Consider the following 20691-nt stretch of genomic DNA (forward strand, 5'->3'; position numbering starts at 1 on the left):
ATAAAATGTACCGGATCAATAAAAGCGCCTTGCGCCACGCACTGCTGGCGGCACTGCTGGGCGCAGCCATGGCGCCGATAGCGTCATTCGCCGAAGCACTGCCGCTGTCGAAACTGGAAGAGAATCTTGCGTCCTCGCTGCGCCTCAAGGCGATGGAAACGCAAATCGACTATGCGCAACATGTATTGCGCCAGCAGCAATCCAGGGAAGGGATGCAAATCTCCGGCAGGCTGGATGCCGGGCATCACAGGCAGATCGTCACCAGCAATCTGACCCGCAACTACGACGCCCTGCAACCGCATGTCGCCCTGAGCTACCCGCTGCTGGGCGGGCGGGCGCAGCAGCTCGAGGCGACCAGGGCCGCGCAAACGCAAACCCGGCTGAGTTCGATCGACTTCGATGACATGCGGCGTCAATTGCTGCACCAGTTGCGCCAGCAGTACATCCTGTACTGGCAATACAGCCAGGCCGAACAACTGGCCGCGCAGTACCTCGAATCACTGCGCGCCAACGAAGCCGCGGCCAGCAAGCTGCATGAAAAGGGAATGTGGACCAGCAGCGAATTTCTGCATTTCAGCAACAGCCTGGCGGCTGCCGGGGATGAGCTGCAGCGCTTCCGCGCCCTGCAGCGCGTGGCCCTGAATACCATGCACTCGATTGTGGGCCAGCGGATTGGCGCATTTCAGTCCGTGCAGCCGGTCCTTCCTCAGCCCTGCCTCTCCAGCGCGGGGCTTAACCAGTCGGCTGAACGGCACTCGGCGGAGCTCGGGAAGCTCGCTGCCCAGCGTGAAGCCCTTGCCTATAACCGCGAGATCGGCGCCGGCAGCAGCGTGAATGCGGCCCTCCACCTGGGCCTGGGTTACACCAGCGAACTCGCCAACGACAGGCAGGGCTACGCCGCCACCGCTGGCGTCAGCATCAGCATGCCGGCCGGCTTTCAGGAAGCCGAACGCGCCAACCGTGACCGGCTCAATGCCGCCCTGGTGGTGAACCAGATGCTGAGTGAGCAGGCGCGCCTGGATCTCCAGCTCGACACCGCGCAGGCATACGAAAACCTCCAGCTCGCCCGGAACCGGCTGGAGGTGGCGAAAAGCCAGGCCCAGACAGCCCGCGAAGCCCTGCGCGAAGCAAAAATGCAGTTCGAGCGGCTGCCGCACCCTGTCTTCAATGAATTGATGCAGAAAATTTCCCAGGAATATCAAGCCGCCCTGGCAGAAATCGAAAGCCACAGCCAGTCGCTGCAAAAAACCAGCGACCTTCTGCTGCTGGCCCCCGACAGCTGCGCTGAAGCGGATTCAGAGCAGCCGGTGCCACGTAGCTAGGGAACCCCTGAACAAGTACGTGAGGTCATTGCGAGCGTAGCGAAGCAATCTTGTTTTTCAAAGAGTTGCGAGATTGCTTCGTCACTTCGTTCCTCGCAATGACCACTTGTTCAGGGGTTCCCTAGCAAGGGCTAATGGGTGACAGCTTCCGCGTCCCTGAGCGCCCGTATGCGCCACAACACGCGGGCAGCCCACGCCAGCCCGGCCAGCATGAGCAGAACGCCGAACCAGTAAATGATGGCGCCATAGGACTGCGCTTGCTGCACTTTGCCAAATACGTCGAGGAGGTAAATCCAGTCATGAGGGCCATCCTCGCCCGTCCGGCCGCCGAGCAGTGTCAATTGCGGGCTTTTTGCGTCATATATGTAGGCGGCCAGGTCCATCATGCTGACGCCGCACCACCACACACCCAGCGCCGCGCCGAAAGGATCGCGGTTCTGCCACAACACGGTGGCGGCAGCGATCAGCGGCAACATCAACTGGAAAAGGCTGCCGCCGAGAATCGCCATGAACTGGCCGAAGGGCATAAAAAATACATGCCCGGCCTCGTGAATCGGCAACAAAATGGCATGCATGAACGAACTGCCCATTTCCCCATAGCGGTAGTCCATCAAGGCCAGACGGATGCCCCAGACGAGAAACATCAGCAGCAAGGCGGCGCGGCCATAAAGGTAGCTTGCGTCGACGTGCTCCGGCACATGTTCCAGACGCTCCCGCAGCGCCGCGCGCCAGGCCGGCTCCCCGGTTTCTTCCGCTGTGCGCTGGCTGAACGGCACGAACGCATGGCGCTGCGCCCATTTCTCGAAAACCAGGCCGCATTCGGGGCAAATTCCCGGCGCAGCGCTTTCGCCAGGTGAACGGACGTGGCCACATTTTGGGCATTTCGGCAGATTCATCGCCATTCCGGCTTAAAAATTATCATGGCCACAATACATCGACCGGCAGAACGAACGGAAGCATTTTGTGCACGCCGGGCCACTGCTTGCCCAGCAGGCTGGCAATTCGAAAATCATGAATCTGACGTGCCGGCCTCTGTGTAGCTGTGCGGCAGGATTCTGCGCTGGTTGACATAAAAACTGTTGCCCGCAATCGCCTTGGCTTTCTTCTTTACTTCGGCTGCCACGGTTGCCACGTCGAGATAACTGGCATAAGCGCCAGGCTCGATCTTGACCGCGCCGATGGAGAGGCTGGTGAGGCCGAAGAATTCCATTTCCCCCTTGCGGTTGGTGGCAGTATAACCACCCTGTTCGATATCGCCAGGAGGAAAGAAAGCCTGAATTTCTTTCTCATAGCGTTTCAGGGCTTTTTCGCAACGTGCTTTCCAATCCTTGCTGCGAAAAATCAGGACAAAATCATCTCCTCCGATGTGGCCGATGAAATCGGTTTCCGGCTCGACAGCCTCGGACAAGAGGCGCGCCGTCAACAGTATGATCTCATCACCTTTTGCATAGCCATAGACATCGTTGAGCGGCTTGAAATGGTCCAGATCACAATAGGCAACGAAAAACTCGGCGCGCTCCCCCAGCAGCTTGTCAATTTTCCGGTTGATGGGAACATTGCCCGGCAATTGTGTCAGGGGGTTGGCATACTTCGCCGCCTCCATCTGCATGGCGCTGACTTCACGCATCAGATCCTGCACGGAGCCCATGCCGAGATAGCTCCCGCACCTGGTAATGATGAAACCACTAACCAGATGGCGCGGATCGGCGCGGATCACCATATCGGTCAATTCAGCCAGATTGATGCCCACGTCCATGACAAGTGGATCGGGGTCCATGAAGCGATCGCAGGGCCGGCGGCCGAATAGTTCGTGCCGGAATGGCCGTGCCATGTTATCGATCATGTCGTAGCGGGAAATAAGTCCCACCGGCAAACCGTTTTTGACTACCGCGATGGCACGCAAGCTGGCCTCGGCTTCAAACAACTTGAAAACCTCCTCGGCTGGGGTTTCCGTGCTGACTGGCGAGCGCTTGATCAGCAGCCGTTCGAGCAAGGGAATGAATTCCTGCGGTTTACTAATGGAGCCGCAGCTCTTGCTGATCGCCTGGCAGGCAGCGGCAGACAACTTGTCACAGGGTTTGGAGGTGAATTTCCCTATGAAATCGCCCGAAGCCAACTCGATACCAAGCCCACGGATCTTATGGAGTTGGCTCGATGTGGTGATGCCTTGTGCCAGCACCTGCCTGCCCCGCCTGGTTTCGATCTCGATCAAGGTGCGCAGACGTTCAATCGATGCAGCCTGGAAATCCATGTCCTCAAAATGTTGTTCATCCAGCAACAGCACGCTTGGCTGCCAATCAGCAAGAAAAACGCTCTCATCCAGAGTGCATCCTATCCCCTGAGCAGCCAAGCCAAATCCGAGATGGCGCAATTCCTTCATCAGGTTTTTGCTGGCCGAATGGCCAATCGGCCGCAAGAAGGGTGAGCTATGGGGATAGACCAGTATCACTCGCTGCGCCGGGACTTCATGCTTTTTCAGTGCTTTCACCAGGAGATGCGCAATTTCATCACTGAAATCACCCAGGCAGATTTCGGGGAGAGGCAACAGCAGCTCGCCCGTGATAACGTTGTTTTTGAAGCTGGACAACACGGATTCGAAATAGCGGCTGCTCAGCTTGTCTACCAGGCCCATTTCTCGCGCAACAGCGAAATAGTGCGCCATATCCCGCATCGGGCTGTCCGGAGGGCCATACACGCGGGCAAAATAGCCAAATACCTGGCATGACTTGAGCGAAGCGACCTGTCTGAATCGCGTCGAAAAATTTCTCGAGGCGATCGCCTGCTCCAGCTCGCCTCTGCACAGTTTGATGTTTTCAGCTACTTTTTCTTTACTGAGCCTAGCGAGATTCATGGTATGGCCTTGGCTTTGTGAGTGCTGCCAATATTTCTCAATGGAGCGAAGCAATCTTGTTTTTCAGACAGCGTCGAGGCGATACTATTTATTTAATGTGACCACATGTAGGTTGGGTTAGCGGCTTTACGGATAATTCGTGCCGGATCAATAATCCTATAAAAAGCAGTTAACCACGGAGTTCACGGAGAACACGGAGTAAAAACCATAGATTGCATGATGTTTGGCATTCACCCCTTGGGTGAGGCCATATATGACCGCAAACCGCTTTTCTCCGTGCCCTCCGTGGTTATCGAACTGAGGTTTCCAGGATAAGTCAGGGTGCTATTTATATTGCCGCGAATCGACCAGAATGCTGCTGCATCCGCATTTAGCGCGGATTTTGCACGGGTGTGAATTTTTCCTCATCCCGCCTGTCCCGATAATCCTGCAACAGATTTTCCGCCTCGACACTCTTCATCTGGGTAAAAGGTTCGGCCTGTAGCAACGCGCCGAATATGCCCTTGGACTGATACTTGTCCATCAACTCGACATTGAGCTGGTGGAGCCTGGTGTTTTTTGTCTCGCACGCCTCGACCTGGCGGGTCTGGCGCGAAACAGCGGTCTCCAGACGCACGATTTCCTGATCCTTGCGTTGCAGCGTCTGCATCGCTTCCGCTTGCTTCTTCGTCATCTCCTGCAACTCACTGGCGGACTTCTGGAGCTTGTCCGAGAGCTCGTCCTTATCCTTGTTCATGCCTTCCATTTTCTTGTCCAGGGTGGTCAAGCGGGCATTTGCCCTGGCCGCGCCGGATTCAAGACCAAGCGATTTCTTCTTCATCTCCTCCACCTGTCCGGCCAGCACGGACTTTTCCTGCTCCAGCGAGGATTTCTGCTGCCGAACCTCATTCAGTTGCACCTGAACACGACGCAACGCCTGCCGGTCCTTTGACTCCTTGTTGTTGCCTGCCATTGCATCGGGCAACCAGGAAACGGCCAGGAATGCCACAACCGCCCCATGGCGCAACAAACGTAAAACCATTATCTTCCGGTTATTCATTTTAGAATTTCGCATTCAAGTCCATTTGCAGGGTATCGATCGCCAAGGTAGGTCCGTCGATCTGGTTGCTGCTTAACCAGCGAAGCGACATCCAGGTGTTCTTGTCCAAACCGTAACTTCCGCCGAGGAAATAACCCTTGGCGTTGGTGCCGCCGAGGTGGAAGTCCGAATCGGTAAAGGCATCCAGCACGGCATCCTGCTGCAAATAGCGATAGCCGACGAAGGCCTGCCAGTCGTTGAACTTCTGGATTTTCGGATAGCCGAGGGTAAGCTGGGTCTGATAGCCTTTAACCTGCGGGGCAGGGGCCGACAGGCCGGTACGCTGAAGAATTTCATTCTGGTCGTATCCGATATTCCTGACGTAGTCCGCTGTGACGATGACATGAACCGGATCGAATGTTGCGACATCCATGGAGGCGGTCAGGTTGATCTCCCTGAATCTGGAAGCAAGTTTGGGGCTTGCATCCGTAGCCGTCATGAACCACGAGTTGCCTTTCTGGCGGAACTGTGGCCGGGTGTTGTCAAAATCCAGCGCTCCAACCGCAGTGTCCGGTATTCCTTCCACATGCTCGTAATCGTAAAGCGCAAGTCCGATCTTGGCTGACGATCCGGATAATCCTTTCCACTCCATTCCGCCCTGGACGCCGTAAAGCCATTTGCTGGCGCTTTTGTCGTTGGTGGTCGGCGCGATATCCTGCAAGGGGAAAGCGCCCATGGTCAGGAAACCGGTATAGGTATCGCTGAGTTTTGGCCGCAAGCTGGCGGCAATGCCTTCGAAATTGAGGTCCTTGTCCCACACCAGATCGGTGCCAAACCAGGGGTTGGCTATCCGGCCGCCGGAAATGCTCAACCAGTTGTAGGGATCGACCTTGAGATACGCCCTGTCGACCCAGACCGAATATTTCTGGGCCGTGTTGCCAAGCGTCTGGTTGGTGGAAACCGCATCCTGGTTATTGCCCGTGGCAAGACGAATGCCTGCGGTGACGGCATCGGAAACCTTGGCCTGCATCCCCAGGTGCGCCTGGAGGCGCAAGCGATTGCGGTCTTCGCTAGAGTTGCCGATAGTGCTTGTGGAACTGGGGAATCCATACCAGTAATCCAGTTCGAGCGGGTCCGCGTTGCCTGACGGATAGCTGTCGCCCTGGTAGCGCAGCCGGAAATCCCCTTCCCATGAAATGCGGCTCAGCCACCCGGGCAGCGATCCCGGATCGCCCCAGCGCTCACCTCTGGCCTGCGCCAGCACTTCCTGCTTGATCTGATCACGCATTTCGCGCTTGACCGTTTCAGGCACATACGCAACACGCACCACGCCCGCATCGGCCTTCTTCTGTTGCGCCACCTTCTCCACGGCCGTTTTTTCGGCCTGGAGCACCAGGGTATCGGCCTTTTCCCGCGTCAACACACCCTGATCGACCAGCATGTTGATTAGATTCAGCGTTGTCAGCTTGAGCGTTTCGAGCTCTTCCCGCTCGCCAGCCCAGCCCGACGGAGCGGCGAATGCCAGCACCAGGCTGGCGGTGATCAGTTTCAATTTCATGTTTTGCTTCATGTTATTCGAACCCTTCTGTTCCCTGATTTTGTTTGGAGCACTGATAAATCACGATTCATCAGCAGCCCCCTGGTGCTTGTTCAGCCGCTGTTCCATTACCGGGAACTGATGCGCAGCTTGATCGGTTGCGGCATGTCTTCTGGTGGCTCTTTCAAGCCCTTGAGACGCTCCAGGGCAGACTCTATCGCACTGTCGATCTCCGCCTTGCCGGAAGAGCCTGCCAGCTCGTAGCGCTTGATGCTGCCGTCGGAATTGACCCACAGCTTCACGATTGCACGGAACTCCCCTTTCGGCTGGTTCCGCGTCATGGCATCCTGGATCGCCTGCTGGATCGTACCGGTGTACCAGCCAAAGCGGCTGCCGCCACCGCCGCCGATCAGGCTCTTGCCACCCTTGTTGGCGCCGAGTCCAAAGCCGTCCGTACCCGCCGTACCCGCCGCGTCCAGCGCCAGACTCTGGCCGGGCGGCGGCTCATCGGGTTGCGCATCCTGCTGCGGCTCGGGAATATTCACGTCCTGCTTGATTTCCTGTTTCTCGGGTTCCGGCGGCTTCTCTTCGGGCTTGGGAGGCGGCGGCTTGAGGATGGAAATCTGCTGAACCCTGGGCTTGTCCGGCTTGTCTTCATTTTTCATGAAACTGCGGATCATCAGCACCACGGCAATCATGAACAACAGCAGCAATATTCCGCCCGCCAATACGGGCAGCCGGCTCCGCAGGCTCTTCTTGGTTTTCATGTTGGCGCGCCTATTTGACCAGCTTCTGCGTCACCAGGCCGAGATGTGTAATGTCCAGCCGCCCCATCAGGTCAAGCACGTCGATAACCTTTTCGTACTGCACCTTGGCGTCACCCTTGATCACCACCGGCAGATCCGGCGTGATGGCCTTGTTTTGCCGCAACTGGCTTTCCAGTTCGCCCATCGTGACCGGGTAGGTATCGAGAAAAATCTGGCCATCGTCGCGGATCGTGATCGCCTTGGTCTTCGGTTTGGCGAGGTTGGGTGTGGCACTCGCCTTCGGCAGGTTCACCACGATACCCTGCACCGATGCGGTGGTCATGATGATGAAAATGATCAACAACACATACGCGAGATCGAGCATCGGCGTAATGTTGATCTCGTCGTATGGTTCGTTACCTTCCTGAGCTTTCATTTATGCCAAGCCCCTTTAGCTATGCGTTTCCGCGATACGGCCGACGAATTCATCAACGAAAACGTGCATGTCCGCAGTCAGGTTCTTGATCTTGCTGCCCAGGTAGTTGTAACCGAACAGTGCTGGAATCGCGACGACCAGGCCCGCCACCGTAGCCACCAGCGCGGCGGCGATACCGGGGGCGATGGCGGCCACGTTCACGTCGCCGGTAGCGGCAATCGCGGCGAAGGTGATCATCACCCCCACCACCGTACCGAGCAGGCCGAGGAAAGGTCCGCCGCTGATGGCGATGGTAAGCAGCACCATCAGGCTGTTGAGTTTCTGGGTTTCCCGCACCAGGGTTGCATCCAGGCTCGACTTGATGGCATCGATAGCCTGGGGCGACAGAACCTTTTTGTGCCGGTCCGCCTTGCTGCCGAAGCGGTGAATCAGTTCCTGCGCACCGGTATGGTAAATGCGGTAAAGCGTGGAATTCTGGTAGTGATCGTGCTTGCCGAACAGCGCGGTGCTCAACGCGGATTCCCGCAGATCACTGTCTTCATCGCTATCGGCCTGATCGAGCCGGGTCGTTTCGCTGAGCTTCAGTTCGTGAAATGCGGCGACGAACTGCCTGTTGTCTTTCTCCGCCCTGTTGATCACCAGCGCCTTGACCACCATCACCATCCAGCTGATGGCAGCCATCACCATCAGAATCGCAATCACCACCCAGCCATCCAGCGTCACCGAATGCAGAATCGTGGTGACATAGGAAGCTTCGCCACTCTCGCCGCTCTCACCGCTTTCCGGCTCGCCGATGCTCACCATCTGGGCATCGGGGCCCTGCCCTCTGGCATTCACTTTCACCCAGTCCGCCGTGCGGGCCACGTTTGCCAGGCCGAGTTCGTCGAGATCGCCGCTGAATCCATTGCCAACGACTATTTCGCCCTGAATTTCAGGCAGGCTCGCATCGATTGCGGCAACTTCCTTGCCATCCACATAAACCGTCAGGCGTTTCTCCCCGGCCACTGCGACATGGTGCCACTGGCCTGGCGCAATCTCGGCGGTACGTGGCGTCTCCTTGGCGCCTTCACCCGCATCCGCCAGCGCATAGACCTGAGTTCCTTCCATGCCAACGGCAATGCGCTTGCCTCCCTCGCGCAGCTCGAACAACAGCGCACCCTTCTGCGGTGCGGCGATTTTCACCCAGGCCGAAAACGTAAAGCCGTTGCTGCCGCCGAACTTGAGGGAAGGCGCTGCCGGAATACTCATCAAGCTGCTGCCGTTGAAGCTCGCGCCCGAACCGATCAGGGAGCCGGTATTGCGCGTTGCGGTGAAACGTGCGGAATTGTTGGCATATGCCGTCTGGTCTTTAGGCGCGCCGTCATTTTCCGAGAAATGGTAATTCGCCACCTGGTTCACGTCGAACAGGGCCTTGGCATCTTCGCCAGTGCCGACTTTCTCGTTGCCGTAGTACATCCAGATGTAATCGGTTTTCGAGGCCGGCTTCAGGTTCGGCACCTGCACCCAGATCAGCGCAACATCGTTTGCCGCATCGAATTTCTCGACCTGGTACTGGAGCGGCGTCTTGTCATCCGCCGCCACAAATCGGATATCCCCTCCATCCGGCTTGACATCGGCAAACATGAAATTGCCGCTGTGCAGACGCACCAGCACCAGGGATTGCGGCAGCGCCTGCTGGATGGCGGACCCGCTTTCCGTGGTATCGAGGGTAATTTTCTTGCGCCCCCCCCAGTCTCCATTGCCAAATGCGAACGCTGTCAAGGGGTTGATCGTCATGGCGGCAAGCACAAACGCAAGCGCTGCGGTAATGGTTTTTTTGAAGGTTGTATGCATCGGTCTATTTTCCATTTTCTGTATTACAAAGCTATGAAACCGTTAAGGAAGCGCAGACTCAATCGTCATTGCGAGAAGCGAAGCGCCGAAGCAATCTGCAATTTATTGATTGCCAAAAAACAAGATTGCTTCGCTGCGCTCGCAATGACGGGGCTACGGAATAAATCAGCGGCTCCTTAAGGAACTGCGGAACAACGTGGTCATTAATCACCCAGACTGATCACTTCGACCGTGATAAAAGTCGGCCGGAAATCCGCCATGGCCTGCTTGATTTTTTGCAGGCTCTCGGAACTCGTAGTCAGGCCCCTGGTGACTTCGCTGGCAGCCCCGCCATCGGAAATAGCGGTAACGCCGCTCATCCCCGCCCCCAGGGCGCCGCTATTCGCTACCGGAACCCCCGTTGCCACACCGCCGAACTGAATGTTCTCCGCGCCCACCACGTGCAGCGCCGCGATATTCAGGTCGCCTGCCGCGCGAATGCCGGCATCGCCTGCATTCACCGTCCCCATGGGCGCGATCAGATCCGTTCTGCCGGCACTGATGCCGGGTTTCGCCAGCAGCACGGCAATACCGCTGCCGCTGACGGCATTGCTCGTATCGACGGTGACCAGGCCGGTTTTTGGATCGGTGGTGATGGTGGGGGGTGGCGTGGCGCTCGCCGTCTTCGAGCCCTTGCCGGCGTCGATGTCGCCCTCGGACGACCAGATCAGGATATCCCCGCCGCCCAGCGTGAACACCCGCGACTGGTTAACCAGGAAATTGCCGCGCGAGAAACTGCGGATGCTGCCGCCATCCACCGTGACAATCCCAAGTTCCGGGGCCTTCTTGTCGACCCCGGTAGTGCTGGACAGACCGGCATTCACCAGCCCGCCCGGCGCCATGAGATCGATGCCGCCACCCTGCACGGTCTTGATCTGGCTGAAGAACAGGTTGATGTCCCCGGGCGACGTGGCCGCCGGGAACAGGGCTGCCACGGCATCAAAGCCGCGATCGTAGTTACCGCCCTTACTCTGCTCTATCCCCGCCTGCTTCAATTCATCGAAGAACATCCGGCGTATTTCCTGGGCATAAACCACGGCGGCCGGAAGGGTACTCTGGCCGTAGGGGAACTTCGCCGGATCACCGAATGCCGCCAGCGCCTCCGCTTCTGTCAGCGCTGGCTGTTTGAGCGAAGTGCGCACATAGTCAGCGAGTTCCCGGCGCTCAGCGGCACTGAAATATTTCTCCACGAACAGGCTGTAGGCCGCCTCGCCCGCCACGCCCGCGCTCACCGCGATGCTCGCGCCGCCATGCGGCAGGGCGGCATTGTCGAGATTGCCGCGGCTGACGAGGCCATCCGAGGTGCCAAGATCCACATTTCTGCCGGCGACCACCTCCAGCCGGCCCGGTCCGCCGATCGTCACGCCCTTCTTGTCGTTTGTCACAATGTTGCCGGCAGCATCCAGGGTGGACGCGATCAGCACGTCACGTCCGGCGGTGAGGCCGGTGACGTCGGTGCTCGCCAGATTCTGTGCGATCAGGTTGAAGTTGATGATGTCCTGACCGGCCACCAGTCGCGACTGTTTTGGGAACGTCATCTTGTAGGCGAAGTGTGAAGCATCGTCCTTGCTGCTAATGTCCCCCTCCAGCGCATAGACGCGGATGGGATTGTTGTCTCCCTCATGCAGCATGGTGCTGAAAGACAGGTCCTGGGAAGGCAAGGGAATGGTTGCAACAGGGAAAACACCGCCATCGGTAAAGGAAAAGATGGGTGACGACAGCAAAGCGGGATCGGCGTCGGAGACGGTCAGATTGCCCGCCAGGATGACTGAACCATTTGCCAGCAACTCCAGATTGCCCGTTGCCGAAGGGAACAGGGTCAGGGCATTCACCGTAACATCCCCTTGCAGCGCGGCGGCCCGCAGGGTGGGCGGGTAGACGCTCAGGCCAGAGCTATCGGCGTAAAGTTGCGGCGCCGCTGCCTCGATCGCGGCGGTGTCGTTGAGAAGATTGACATCCCCGGAGAGGGAGTTGAGGCTGACCGAGCTGTCCGCCGCGTAGGTGTAGAAGTAGGCATGGGCTTTGTCACTAATGAGAGAGGAAGAGCTCTTGGTATCCCAAGGAATCTGCCCCACGACCGTGGGATTGAGCACCGCGCCGATATTCAGGCCGCCACCCGTCTGCACCTCGAACTCACCCCGGCCCAGGGCGAGGATGGTGTAAAGAGTGGTATCGCCCTTCAATTGCTTCGTCCATGGCAGCAAGGCCCCCCCCGCGCTGATCGTGCCCTTGCCCTGCCCCACGTAGAACAAGCCGCCCGCAATATCCCCGCCGGCGCGCACCGTCAGGTCGCCGCCGCCATTCACATGGAGATTCGACAGCAGGGCGGGGTCGCCCGCCTTGCCGCTCATCCACCCGGTGGTGGGAATAACCACCGACAGGTTGTTGATATTGCCGCCGGCTACCACGCTCACATCGCCGCCGCCCAGCGCGCCGACATTCTGCTCGAACTCGGGGAAATAGACGAACCAGGATGTGCTGAGGTTGGCGTAGCCGGAGGCAATGTCTTTTGTTGCCGATGTTGTCGGTGTTGCCGACGCAATATTGCCATTGGCATCCACACCGCTACGGCGGAAAAGCCAGTCGCCGATCAATTGCGTGGTCGAATTATCGGCCAGCTTCATTTCCACATCGCCTTGCGCCCGGATGGTGATATCCCCGCCAGATTTTGGATAGTTGCCCGCCGCTGACACCGTCCCCAACAAAAGCCCATACGTATCGGGGTAGAAATTGGCGGGCTGGATCAGGCCCTTGCTGTCTTTCGTTCCGGCCAGCAGGCTGTCCGGACGGCCGGCGGTATAGATCATCGATTCGGCATTTTTCAGTACCACGTCACGGCCTGCCGCGATATCGATATCGCCGCTGCCGGTGCGGATCGCCGTTATTTTGCTGGCAAGACTATTGGTAATAGTGCCATCGTTTGTGGTGCGGGGGATACCCTTCGCGACATTCAAACTGCCCTTGCCACTTTGCAGCAAGGCAAGGGACTCGACTGCCAGCGGGTTGGCCGCCCCCAGGTCGGCGCCCGCCACCAGCCGGTAGGACCAGGACGTGGTGTCGACCAGCGGAGCGCCAACAAACTTCTGCTCCACCGTAAGGTTGATTCCAATTGCTTTCGTGCTGTCGAAGCCGTCTGACAGGCTCTGGTTGATGTTCAGATCACCGCCGGCGCGCAGCGTCAGCACGCCCGGTTCACCGTCGAAACGCCAATTGAGCAAATCCCATACAGCGTCGAGCTCAAGGTCGCCGCTGCTTTTCACCTCGATACCCGGCCTGACATGGAAGTTCGCGACAACGCCAGCCGCGTCGATTCTGCTCTTGATGGCATTCGCATTGGCGTTGTCGCCCGCCGCGCCCATGAAGTCTCTGGCGTCCGTGTACAGCGTGCCGCTCGTGGAGACATCCGCAGCGGAAATCGATGTGCGCTCGTAAGTCTTGTATCCTTCGACCACGACTTCGCTCGCGCCGCTAATGGTGCCGGCGATCTGCTTCACGTTGACATCGGTGTTGCCGTCATTGCGCTTCGCCCGCAGCAGGATGCTGCCGTCCTGCGCGCCGTTGCCGCCGCCATGAACGTCGATCGTGCTGTCCGGCTGGACATCGACCCAGCCGGAGGCGGAAGAGAGCACCACCTTGCCGCCCTGGCCCGCCGTGCCGGCCGCCACGCCTGTCCCGGCAGTATCGTTGCCCGGCTTGGTGGCATAAGCCAGGAGGATGGCGTCTTCTGCCAGTGTCACATCGCCGGACGCATACAGCCCGATGCTGCCGCCCTTGTCGCCGCTCGCATCGATGGTGCCTTTCACGTCGATCTTGCCGTTGTCGGCTTCGAGGGTGAACTGGTGCGCCTTGACCACGTCAGCCGCCGCCACGCTCAGGTTCCCGCTGCGCACGCGCACATCGACTGCTTCGGCGAAACCGCCGCTCGCATTGCCCGCGTCATCGAAACCGGCCGCGATCTTGTCGTTCAGCACAGAAAAACCGCTCTCCAGGGTTGCGACATCGAGGCTGAAACTGCCCTGCAACCCGCTGTTGCCCTGCGTGTCCGCATGGGCATAGCCCTTCAGGCTGCCGTCGAGGCTGGCGCTGCCGGCAACAGCGCTGATCTTGAGCGAACCGGCGTCGCCGCCATCCGCGCCGGAAACATCCACCTGCGCACCCGTTTCGATGATCACGTTGCCGCCAGCGGATGTCAGCACCACGTTGCCGCCCGGCGCATAGGCCACGGTATCGACGAACTGCTTCGCGACTCCGCCCGCATTGATTTGCGCGTTTCCGCCCAGGGTCACGTCCTGGGCCGCACTGGCCTTGAAACCGCCGGCCGGGAGATCGGCCACGCCATCCACCAGGACTGCCCCGCCGCTGCTGTTGATTTCAAAACGGGTGTCGAGCGGCGACGCCGTCTGGCGCAGGGAGGCAAGCAGGCTGTTAAAGTTGCCGAGCAGCTCGTTTTGTTTCTCCACGGACTGCGTGGCGAGATAGGCCGGGTCCAGATACGATGGCCGGGTATAGGCAACCGTTCCGGTCGAGGTAATACTCTGGCGCACGCCCGCGCCCTCCCCGGTCAGGCGCGCGGCCTGCAGGGTGAGGGGGGTAAGCGTGCCCTTTACGTCCAGGCTGCCGCTGCCGGTCCCGGTGATTTCGTTCGCTGCCAGCGTCACGCTGTCGAAGCCCTCGATAGTCACACCGCGCAGCGCCTGAATGCCATTTGCATCGGCCGGCGCCAGACCGCCCTTGCCCAGCACCACTTTCTGCGCTGTCACGCCGAGGCTGCCGTCGCCATTGCCGCCGGGACTGGTGAATGCAGTGCCGCTGAGGTTGGAAAGGGTGAGCGTGTTCGCCGTGATGGAGACGTTCTTCTCTGCCGTGGCGCCCTCGAATCCGCGTATGCCGCCGGATTGCAGATCGAGGTCAAGCTTGCTGTTGCCTAAATCCACCTTGCCATGCATGTCAAGCGTGCTGTAGCTGATGAGGGAAAGACGGCTGAGCGTGTCGAACTGGGCCAGGTCGGCATTGGAGTAAGCCAGCCCTTTGTTTACGTTGCCGACATCGCCGATGCTGATCAGGCTGGAACTCACGCCAAGCGCAGCGGAGTCGCCGAGGATGGTGCTCCCGCTGGCGACCTTCGAATCGTTGGTGGCATCCAGCAGCATGGATTTGGCCGCCTTGACGTACGCCCCGCTCTCCACGGTCAGGTTACCCGTAGCCAGGGCGGTGTCGCTGCCGGGGCGTGCGATGCTGACCTGGTCGCCCGAAGAGACGCGCAACAGCGCACCGTTGCCCGCAATGCTGATGTTTTTCGGTGTGCCGCTGAACTCACCCGACCCTGCTACCGTGGCTCCGGCTTTCACCGTCACCTGATCGCTCGCGGCGAGGATGACTTCCGGCGCGTGCAGGCTGTTCCTGTCCTCCGAAGCCGTGTCGCCAGGCGTGGCGGTATCGGCAACCGTGACATTACCTGCGCCCACCACGACCGTGACCCCGTCGCTGCTGCGGCTACGGATACCGCCGATGAGCAGGCTGGCCGCGCCCAGGTTGTTCAGGGTTTCCACATCGAGCGTCACCGCGTTGGCATGGGTGCCGCTGCCGATCACGATATTGTTTGAACTGATGTCCACCTCCGCGCCCCGCCCGCCGCTTGCCGCGGAAGCCAGGATCGTCCCTTGCAGGATGATGTCTGAAATCCCGGAAACCGACAGCCGGCCTGCATCCGACGGCGCCTGGAAGGCAGGGTTGGCGGCGTAGAAATTACTGGCGTAGGTGTCACTGTATTCCGAGCGGCTGCGCGCCCAGTCACCCGGCGCGACGGAGAAGCCCGAAGCCCTGGAATCGTTGATGCGGCTGCCGTCGTACGCTGTCGTTGTGAGGTAACCAGGCACGATGGTTGTTCCGTCCGCCTGCTTGAAGCTCTGGCTCGCGGACATGTCCCGGTAGCCGGCAACCGGCTTCACCAGGTAGGCCCCGTCCAGCAGCGCGTAGCGTGCCGGCAGCAGGGTATAGTAGCCGGCGGCCAGGCCGTTGGAGGCTGCAAGGTAGATGCTGTCGCCGGGCTTGAGATTGGGGCTGACGCTAATGGGTTTGCCATCGGCGTCTATGGCAGGGGCATGGTATTCCTGATAGTCATAAGGCGCAGCCGATTTCAGCCATGGCAGGATGGCATAGGCAGTCCCGGTGGCCGGGTTGAGCACATCCGTGGAACCGCCCGTGCCCGCGATGAATTCGTAGGCATACAGGTCGCCGCCGCCGGTCAGGTTGATGGTGGCGCCGCTATCCACATCCACCTTGTCGCCGTCCAGCAGCACGCTCTTTTCGGGCGGGGCGTCATTCAGGGCCTTGCCGCCATATTGGTAGGATGTACCGCTCAGCTGGGTCTGGCCGAACGGGATGATCAGGCCTTCCGCGGAAACCGAGGTCACGCTTCCCGGCGCGAGATGAACCGTGCCGCTGCCATCCCCCAGCACTATCCTGCCGAAGGGCGCCTTGAGCACGCCCTGCTGGTCGATTGCGCCAGCGATGAGGGTCAGTTTCCCGCCTGCGGAGAGAACCGGGCTGTCCAGTCCGGGCGCCCACTGTTTCACCGTGATGGTGCCGTCCGGCTTGGTGCTTCCATCCGGGTTGAGGACGGCGAGGGTGAAGTTGGTGTAGCTCGACGGGTAAATCTGGTTCGCGGTGAACTGCATGTCGCCGCCGCTGCTCAGCCCGGCATCAAGGGCCAGATTTTTAGCATCCGCTCCGGAATTGGTGACCCCCTTCAGGCGAATATCGGTTTTGCTGTAGAGACCGGCTTTGTCGAAGCCCTGCAGGGTACTGGTTCCCTGCAAGTCGATCAGGTTGGCATTGACCGTGAGCAGGCCATTTCCGCTCGTGGGGTTTCCGGCGGGGCTTTGAAGAACATCCGCGATCGGAATGGCATTGCCGGGGCCCATGGAAACATAGGCCGCGGTCAGATTCACTTGATTGCTTGCGCCCGCCTTGTCCTTGAAAACCAGTTCGGGCGCATCGAGCGTGATGCCGCTGCGCAGGGAGAGTTCCGCGCCGCCCCTGAATTCGATCTTGTCCTGGCTGGTCAGAAGCAGGCTGTCGAAACCGCCCGCCTTCACGGCCTCCGCGCTGATGAATGCCTTGCCGTTGCTGTCGGGATTGCCGCCGGGGGCAAGCGTCGCAGGGGCCGAGTTGGGGAGGTACGCCGTATCGATCCAGTCACCCGCCTCCAGCTTCGAGCCGTCGGCGCGCAACGGAATCGACGCGCCCTCGTTCTGCACCACGATGCTGACCGGATCAACCGGGAAGGGAGAGGGCGCCCGTTCGCTGGCGGCCCGCGCCAGCGTCAGCGCCAGCGTACCGCCTGCCGCCTGTCCACCGCCCGGTGCGCCGAGCAGTTTGCCGTCCAGGAACATGCCCTCGCGCGCGGTGATGCTGATCGAACCCGCGTCGCCAGCCACCTGGGTGGGAACGTAAATAGTCTGGCGGCCGTTTTTTTGGAGGATGTCGAGCGTGACCGGCGCCAGGCCGGAAACATCGACCACCGAGCCGCTTTCCGCCACCACATAGCCCACGCCGGCATTGATATTGACGTTGCCGCCACGCAGCACTTCGCCCTGCCTCAATCCCGTGTTGTTGACGGCATACTGGGCATAGCCGGTGGCGCTCAGGCGTGCCGAAGCGCCGAGCCAGATCGACTGGCTGGCATCGTAGATATCGCTTAATTTGTCGAATGCATTGAGACTCAGGCCGATCGTGCCGGCCGGGGCGTCCACGCTGCCCAGCACGGTCAATTGCTTGCCCGCGGAGAGATTCACGCTGGCGGCCGGGTCCACACGGATTGCGGCGCCCTGCTCCAGGGTGAGGACGCCGAAATAGCGGTCGCCCGCGGACAGGGAAATGCTGGCCGCCTGGCGTTGCGCCTCGGGCAGGAACATCGCCTGGCTGAAACCGTAAACACCGGCGCCGCTACGCTGCTTCTTCGCATCCTGATCGAGCACCAGCCTTGCCGCCTGCGGGCGCACATCGCTGCCGGCGGCCACTTTCAGGCCGTTCTGACCGTTGACCGTATAGCTGGCAAAACCGCCCTTGCGGAAAAAATCTGGATCGAGATTCAACTCGCCGCCGGGCGTGGCAGAGGGGGTTGCCCCGGCGTCCGGGGCAATGCGCACAGACTGTGCGCCGAGGGTGAGGGAACCGCCGCTGCCGCCGCTCAACTGCGTGCCCACGCCGTAACCGCGCAATTCGCCGTCGAGCACCATATCCGGCGCATTGCCGCTGCCAGGCAGGATGGAACCGCTATTGATGGTGATGCTGCCGCCCTTGCCGCCCGTCAGCTTGCCGCTGGCATCCGCTTTCGCACCGCCAGATACGTCGATCAGGCTACCCGCTGCAAGTGTCACGTTGCCGTCCGGACCTTCTGCATTCAGGCTGACGGAACCGCCATTGATCAGCAGCGGGGCCATATCCGTGGGGGACGCGGCGGCAGGCGTATTGTTGATCCATGCGCCGCTGGCGTCGAGCGTGCTGTCCGGGCCAAGCGTGATGGCCCCAGCGGTGCTCTTCAGGGAAATTTTCCCGGATGGCGCGCTGATGGATCCGGCAATATCGACCGCGCTGCCTTTCAGGGTAACGCTGCTGCTTACAGCGGCACCCTTGCTCATTCCGCTGCTCGGCGTCACGTCGAGGGATACGCCCTCGGGCACGCGAATCTTGCCGTTGCTTGTGACCTCGAGGCGGCCTATGCCGCCATCGCGCAGGAACCCGGTCGAGATGGTCAGGGTTTTCCCGCTTTGCGACTCGCCATCCGGCGTAAAGCCGGACGGCAGCAACGCCTTCTGCGCCGCGAACATCACCGGCATGTAAGCCGATGCGGCCAGATTGCTGATATTGCTGATATCGACGATGGACAGCTTGCCGGGCAAGGGATTCCTGCCTGCGGCCAGTTGCGTCGGCCCCGCAGCGGCCTTGCCGAGCAGGGTGCCGTTCAATGCCATGCCGAAGCCGGAAAAAGTGGCCTGACCTGCGTTCTGGCCCTCCCGGTAAGCCGGGGAATAAACCCATTGCCCCGGCCCGTTGAATGTTTCCGTCACGCCCCATTTCGCGTGTTCGACCGTGAAGGTTCCGAGAATGCCGCTGTAAACCAGGTCAGGCGACGCCGTCGCGACGTCGTACACCCTTCCGTTGGAAATGAACTTCGAATTGGCCCTGACCGCCCCGCCGGAATAGTCGATGCTGCCGCCGGAAAAGTTGACTGTCGAGCCTTCGCGCAGGACGATGTCCCCTTCCGACTGCATGGCGACCGTGCCGCCCGCGCTGGTCTTCTCGCCCGCCGTCCTGCCGATCTGCGCCACATAGCTGGAGATATCCAGCAGCGAGGTTCCCTTGCGGATATCCACCCAGACCGTTTCGCCATAAAGGGGGCTGTCGCGCAACAGCGGGTTGTCCTGCACCACGCTGCCGCGCAGTTCCACCTCGATGACGTCGCGTTCCGCCGCCACCTGCACACCCTCGGTGCCCGAGACATCGATCACGCTGCCCGCCGCCATGTAAACGCGCGAAGCATTGCCCAGTTCCGATTTGGCCGCATTGAAGTCGGTGCCGTGCGTCTGTGCGGAAAGATTGACCAGGCCGCCAGGCGCCCTGATCGAGCTGTTCTCCAGCATGGTTATGCTGCCGCCCACCACGTCCACGATGGAGGAATGGAAAGCCTGCGCATCCTGAATCGTGTTCACGCTGAGCGTCTTCTCGCCCGTTGCGGACAGCGTCTCGGAATAAGTCTCTTCAGGCAGAATCTCGATCGTGCTGCCCTGGCCGAGCTCCACGCTGCCGGTGTTCGATCCGAACTTGCTGTTGGCATCCATGGTATCCCGCGCAAGCAGCCGCACCGTACCGTTCTGGTTCACCGACGTGGTCGCGGAAATCCGTCCGCTCTGGTTGATCGCGTAGCCCACCAGGGTGACGTTGCCGCGCGGCGCATTGATCAAACCGTTGACGAAGTTCGATACCTCGCCGCGAACCGGAACGCCCTCCTGATCCTTGTAAGGGTCCACCTCCACCAGGAAACCGCGATAGCCATTTTCCTGCGTGGTTCCTTCACCCGATGCCGGCGCCGAGCCCAGATAAACGGTAGCGCCCGCGGCCAGCACGGTTTGCCCGCCGGGCGTGGAGATGCTGCCGTTGTTGGCCACCCTCGGCCCGAGCAGCATGACGAAACCGCCCTCGGCCGCATTGATGCTGGCGCCGCTCTCGACCCGCACCAGGCTCGAGAGAAAACCTTCCTTGCCGCTCAAGGCAGCCAGGCCGGAACTGTCGCCATCCCAGTTGAACGGGTGGTTCTGGTTCATATCCACATTGGGAAGCAGGCCCCTGGTGAAGTCGCTGTCGCTGATATTCAGGGCCGAGGCAACCAGCGCGCTGACGTTGATCTGCGCCCCGCTGCCGAACAGGATGCCGTTGCGGTTGATGAGGTAAACCTGGCCGTGATCGGCCGTGATCGAGCCATAAATCTGGCTCGGATTGGCGCTGGGGTCGAGCACCCGGTTCAGGGTCACGAAATCCTGGCCCGGCTGGGTGGACCTGAAGACCACCGCGCTGTCGCTGGCGATATCGAAGTTATTCCACTCCAGGATGGCCCTGGCAGTGGATTGGCTGATGGTGCCGGTATTGCCGGTGATGTCGTAGACGGCATCCGTTTGCGGGCCGGATTTCACGGTCGGCTGCTGATAGGATGGGGCGCCCCCGGGGCGATTGGGTAGCGTGCCGGGCAGCGGGGCCAGCAAGGCCGGAGGCACCATCGGCGCCGCACCGGCGATCTCCGCGCCGGCCAGCCACAGCACCCCGCTGGCCGCCAGCACTGCCGCGCTGGCGCTAGCGGTAAAGCGGGGAATGCGCGGAAGCGCCACGCGAGGAGTATTGCTGCGACGCATTG

9 protein-coding genes are annotated in these 20691 nt (G+C 60.4%); 1 reads left to right on the top strand and 8 read right to left on the bottom strand.

The window, feature by feature from the left end:
• Positions 1–5 precede the first annotated feature (5 nt).
• Entirely contained in the window at positions 6–1322 is a 1317-nt protein-coding gene (locus WC392_00280) for a TolC family protein (GenBank protein MFA5240790.1), read from the top strand.
• 131 nt (positions 1323–1453) lie between these two features.
• Here the strand turns inward: WC392_00280 and WC392_00285 are convergent, their stop codons facing one another.
• From WC392_00285 to WC392_00320, 8 genes are all read right to left on the bottom strand, one after another.
• Positions 1454–2218, bottom strand: coding sequence for a hypothetical protein (locus WC392_00285; GenBank protein MFA5240791.1), 765 nt, complete (start codon positions 2216–2218; stop codon positions 1454–1456).
• A 113-nt stretch (positions 2219–2331) separates the two neighbouring features.
• Positions 2332–4173 carry an EAL domain-containing protein gene (locus tag WC392_00290; GenBank protein MFA5240792.1) on the bottom strand — a complete coding sequence of 614 codons (1842 nt, stop codon included), beginning with the start codon at positions 4171–4173 and terminating at the stop codon, positions 2332–2334.
• A gap of 370 nt (positions 4174–4543) precedes the next feature.
• A complete protein-coding gene (locus tag WC392_00295) occupies positions 4544–5194 on the bottom strand; it encodes a hypothetical protein (GenBank protein ID MFA5240793.1) in 651 nt (216 codons plus the stop codon).
• A 19-nt stretch (positions 5195–5213) separates the two neighbouring features.
• Entirely contained in the window at positions 5214–6749 is a 1536-nt protein-coding gene (locus WC392_00300) for a putative porin (protein MFA5240794.1), read from the bottom strand.
• 107 nt (positions 6750–6856) lie between these two features.
• On the bottom strand, positions 6857–7495 hold the full coding sequence (locus WC392_00305) for a TonB family protein (protein MFA5240795.1): 639 nt from the start codon (positions 7493–7495) through the stop codon (positions 6857–6859).
• 10 nt (positions 7496–7505) lie between these two features.
• Positions 7506–7910, bottom strand: a complete 405-nt coding sequence (locus WC392_00310; GenBank protein MFA5240796.1) for a biopolymer transporter ExbD — start codon at positions 7908–7910, stop codon at positions 7506–7508.
• A 15-nt stretch (positions 7911–7925) separates the two neighbouring features.
• Positions 7926–9743 (bottom strand): MotA/TolQ/ExbB proton channel family protein, encoded by a 1818-nt coding sequence (locus WC392_00315; protein MFA5240797.1) that lies wholly within the window; start codon positions 9741–9743, stop codon positions 7926–7928.
• 203 nt (positions 9744–9946) lie between these two features.
• On the bottom strand, positions 9947–20689 hold the full coding sequence (locus tag WC392_00320) for a filamentous hemagglutinin family protein (GenBank protein ID MFA5240798.1): 10743 nt from the start codon (positions 20687–20689) through the stop codon (positions 9947–9949).
• Positions 20690–20691: the final 2 nt, after the last annotated feature.

Origin of the sequence: Sulfuricella sp., from assembly GCA_041651995.1 — a bacterium.
GTDB lineage: Bacteria > Pseudomonadota > Gammaproteobacteria > Burkholderiales > Sulfuricellaceae > Sulfurimicrobium.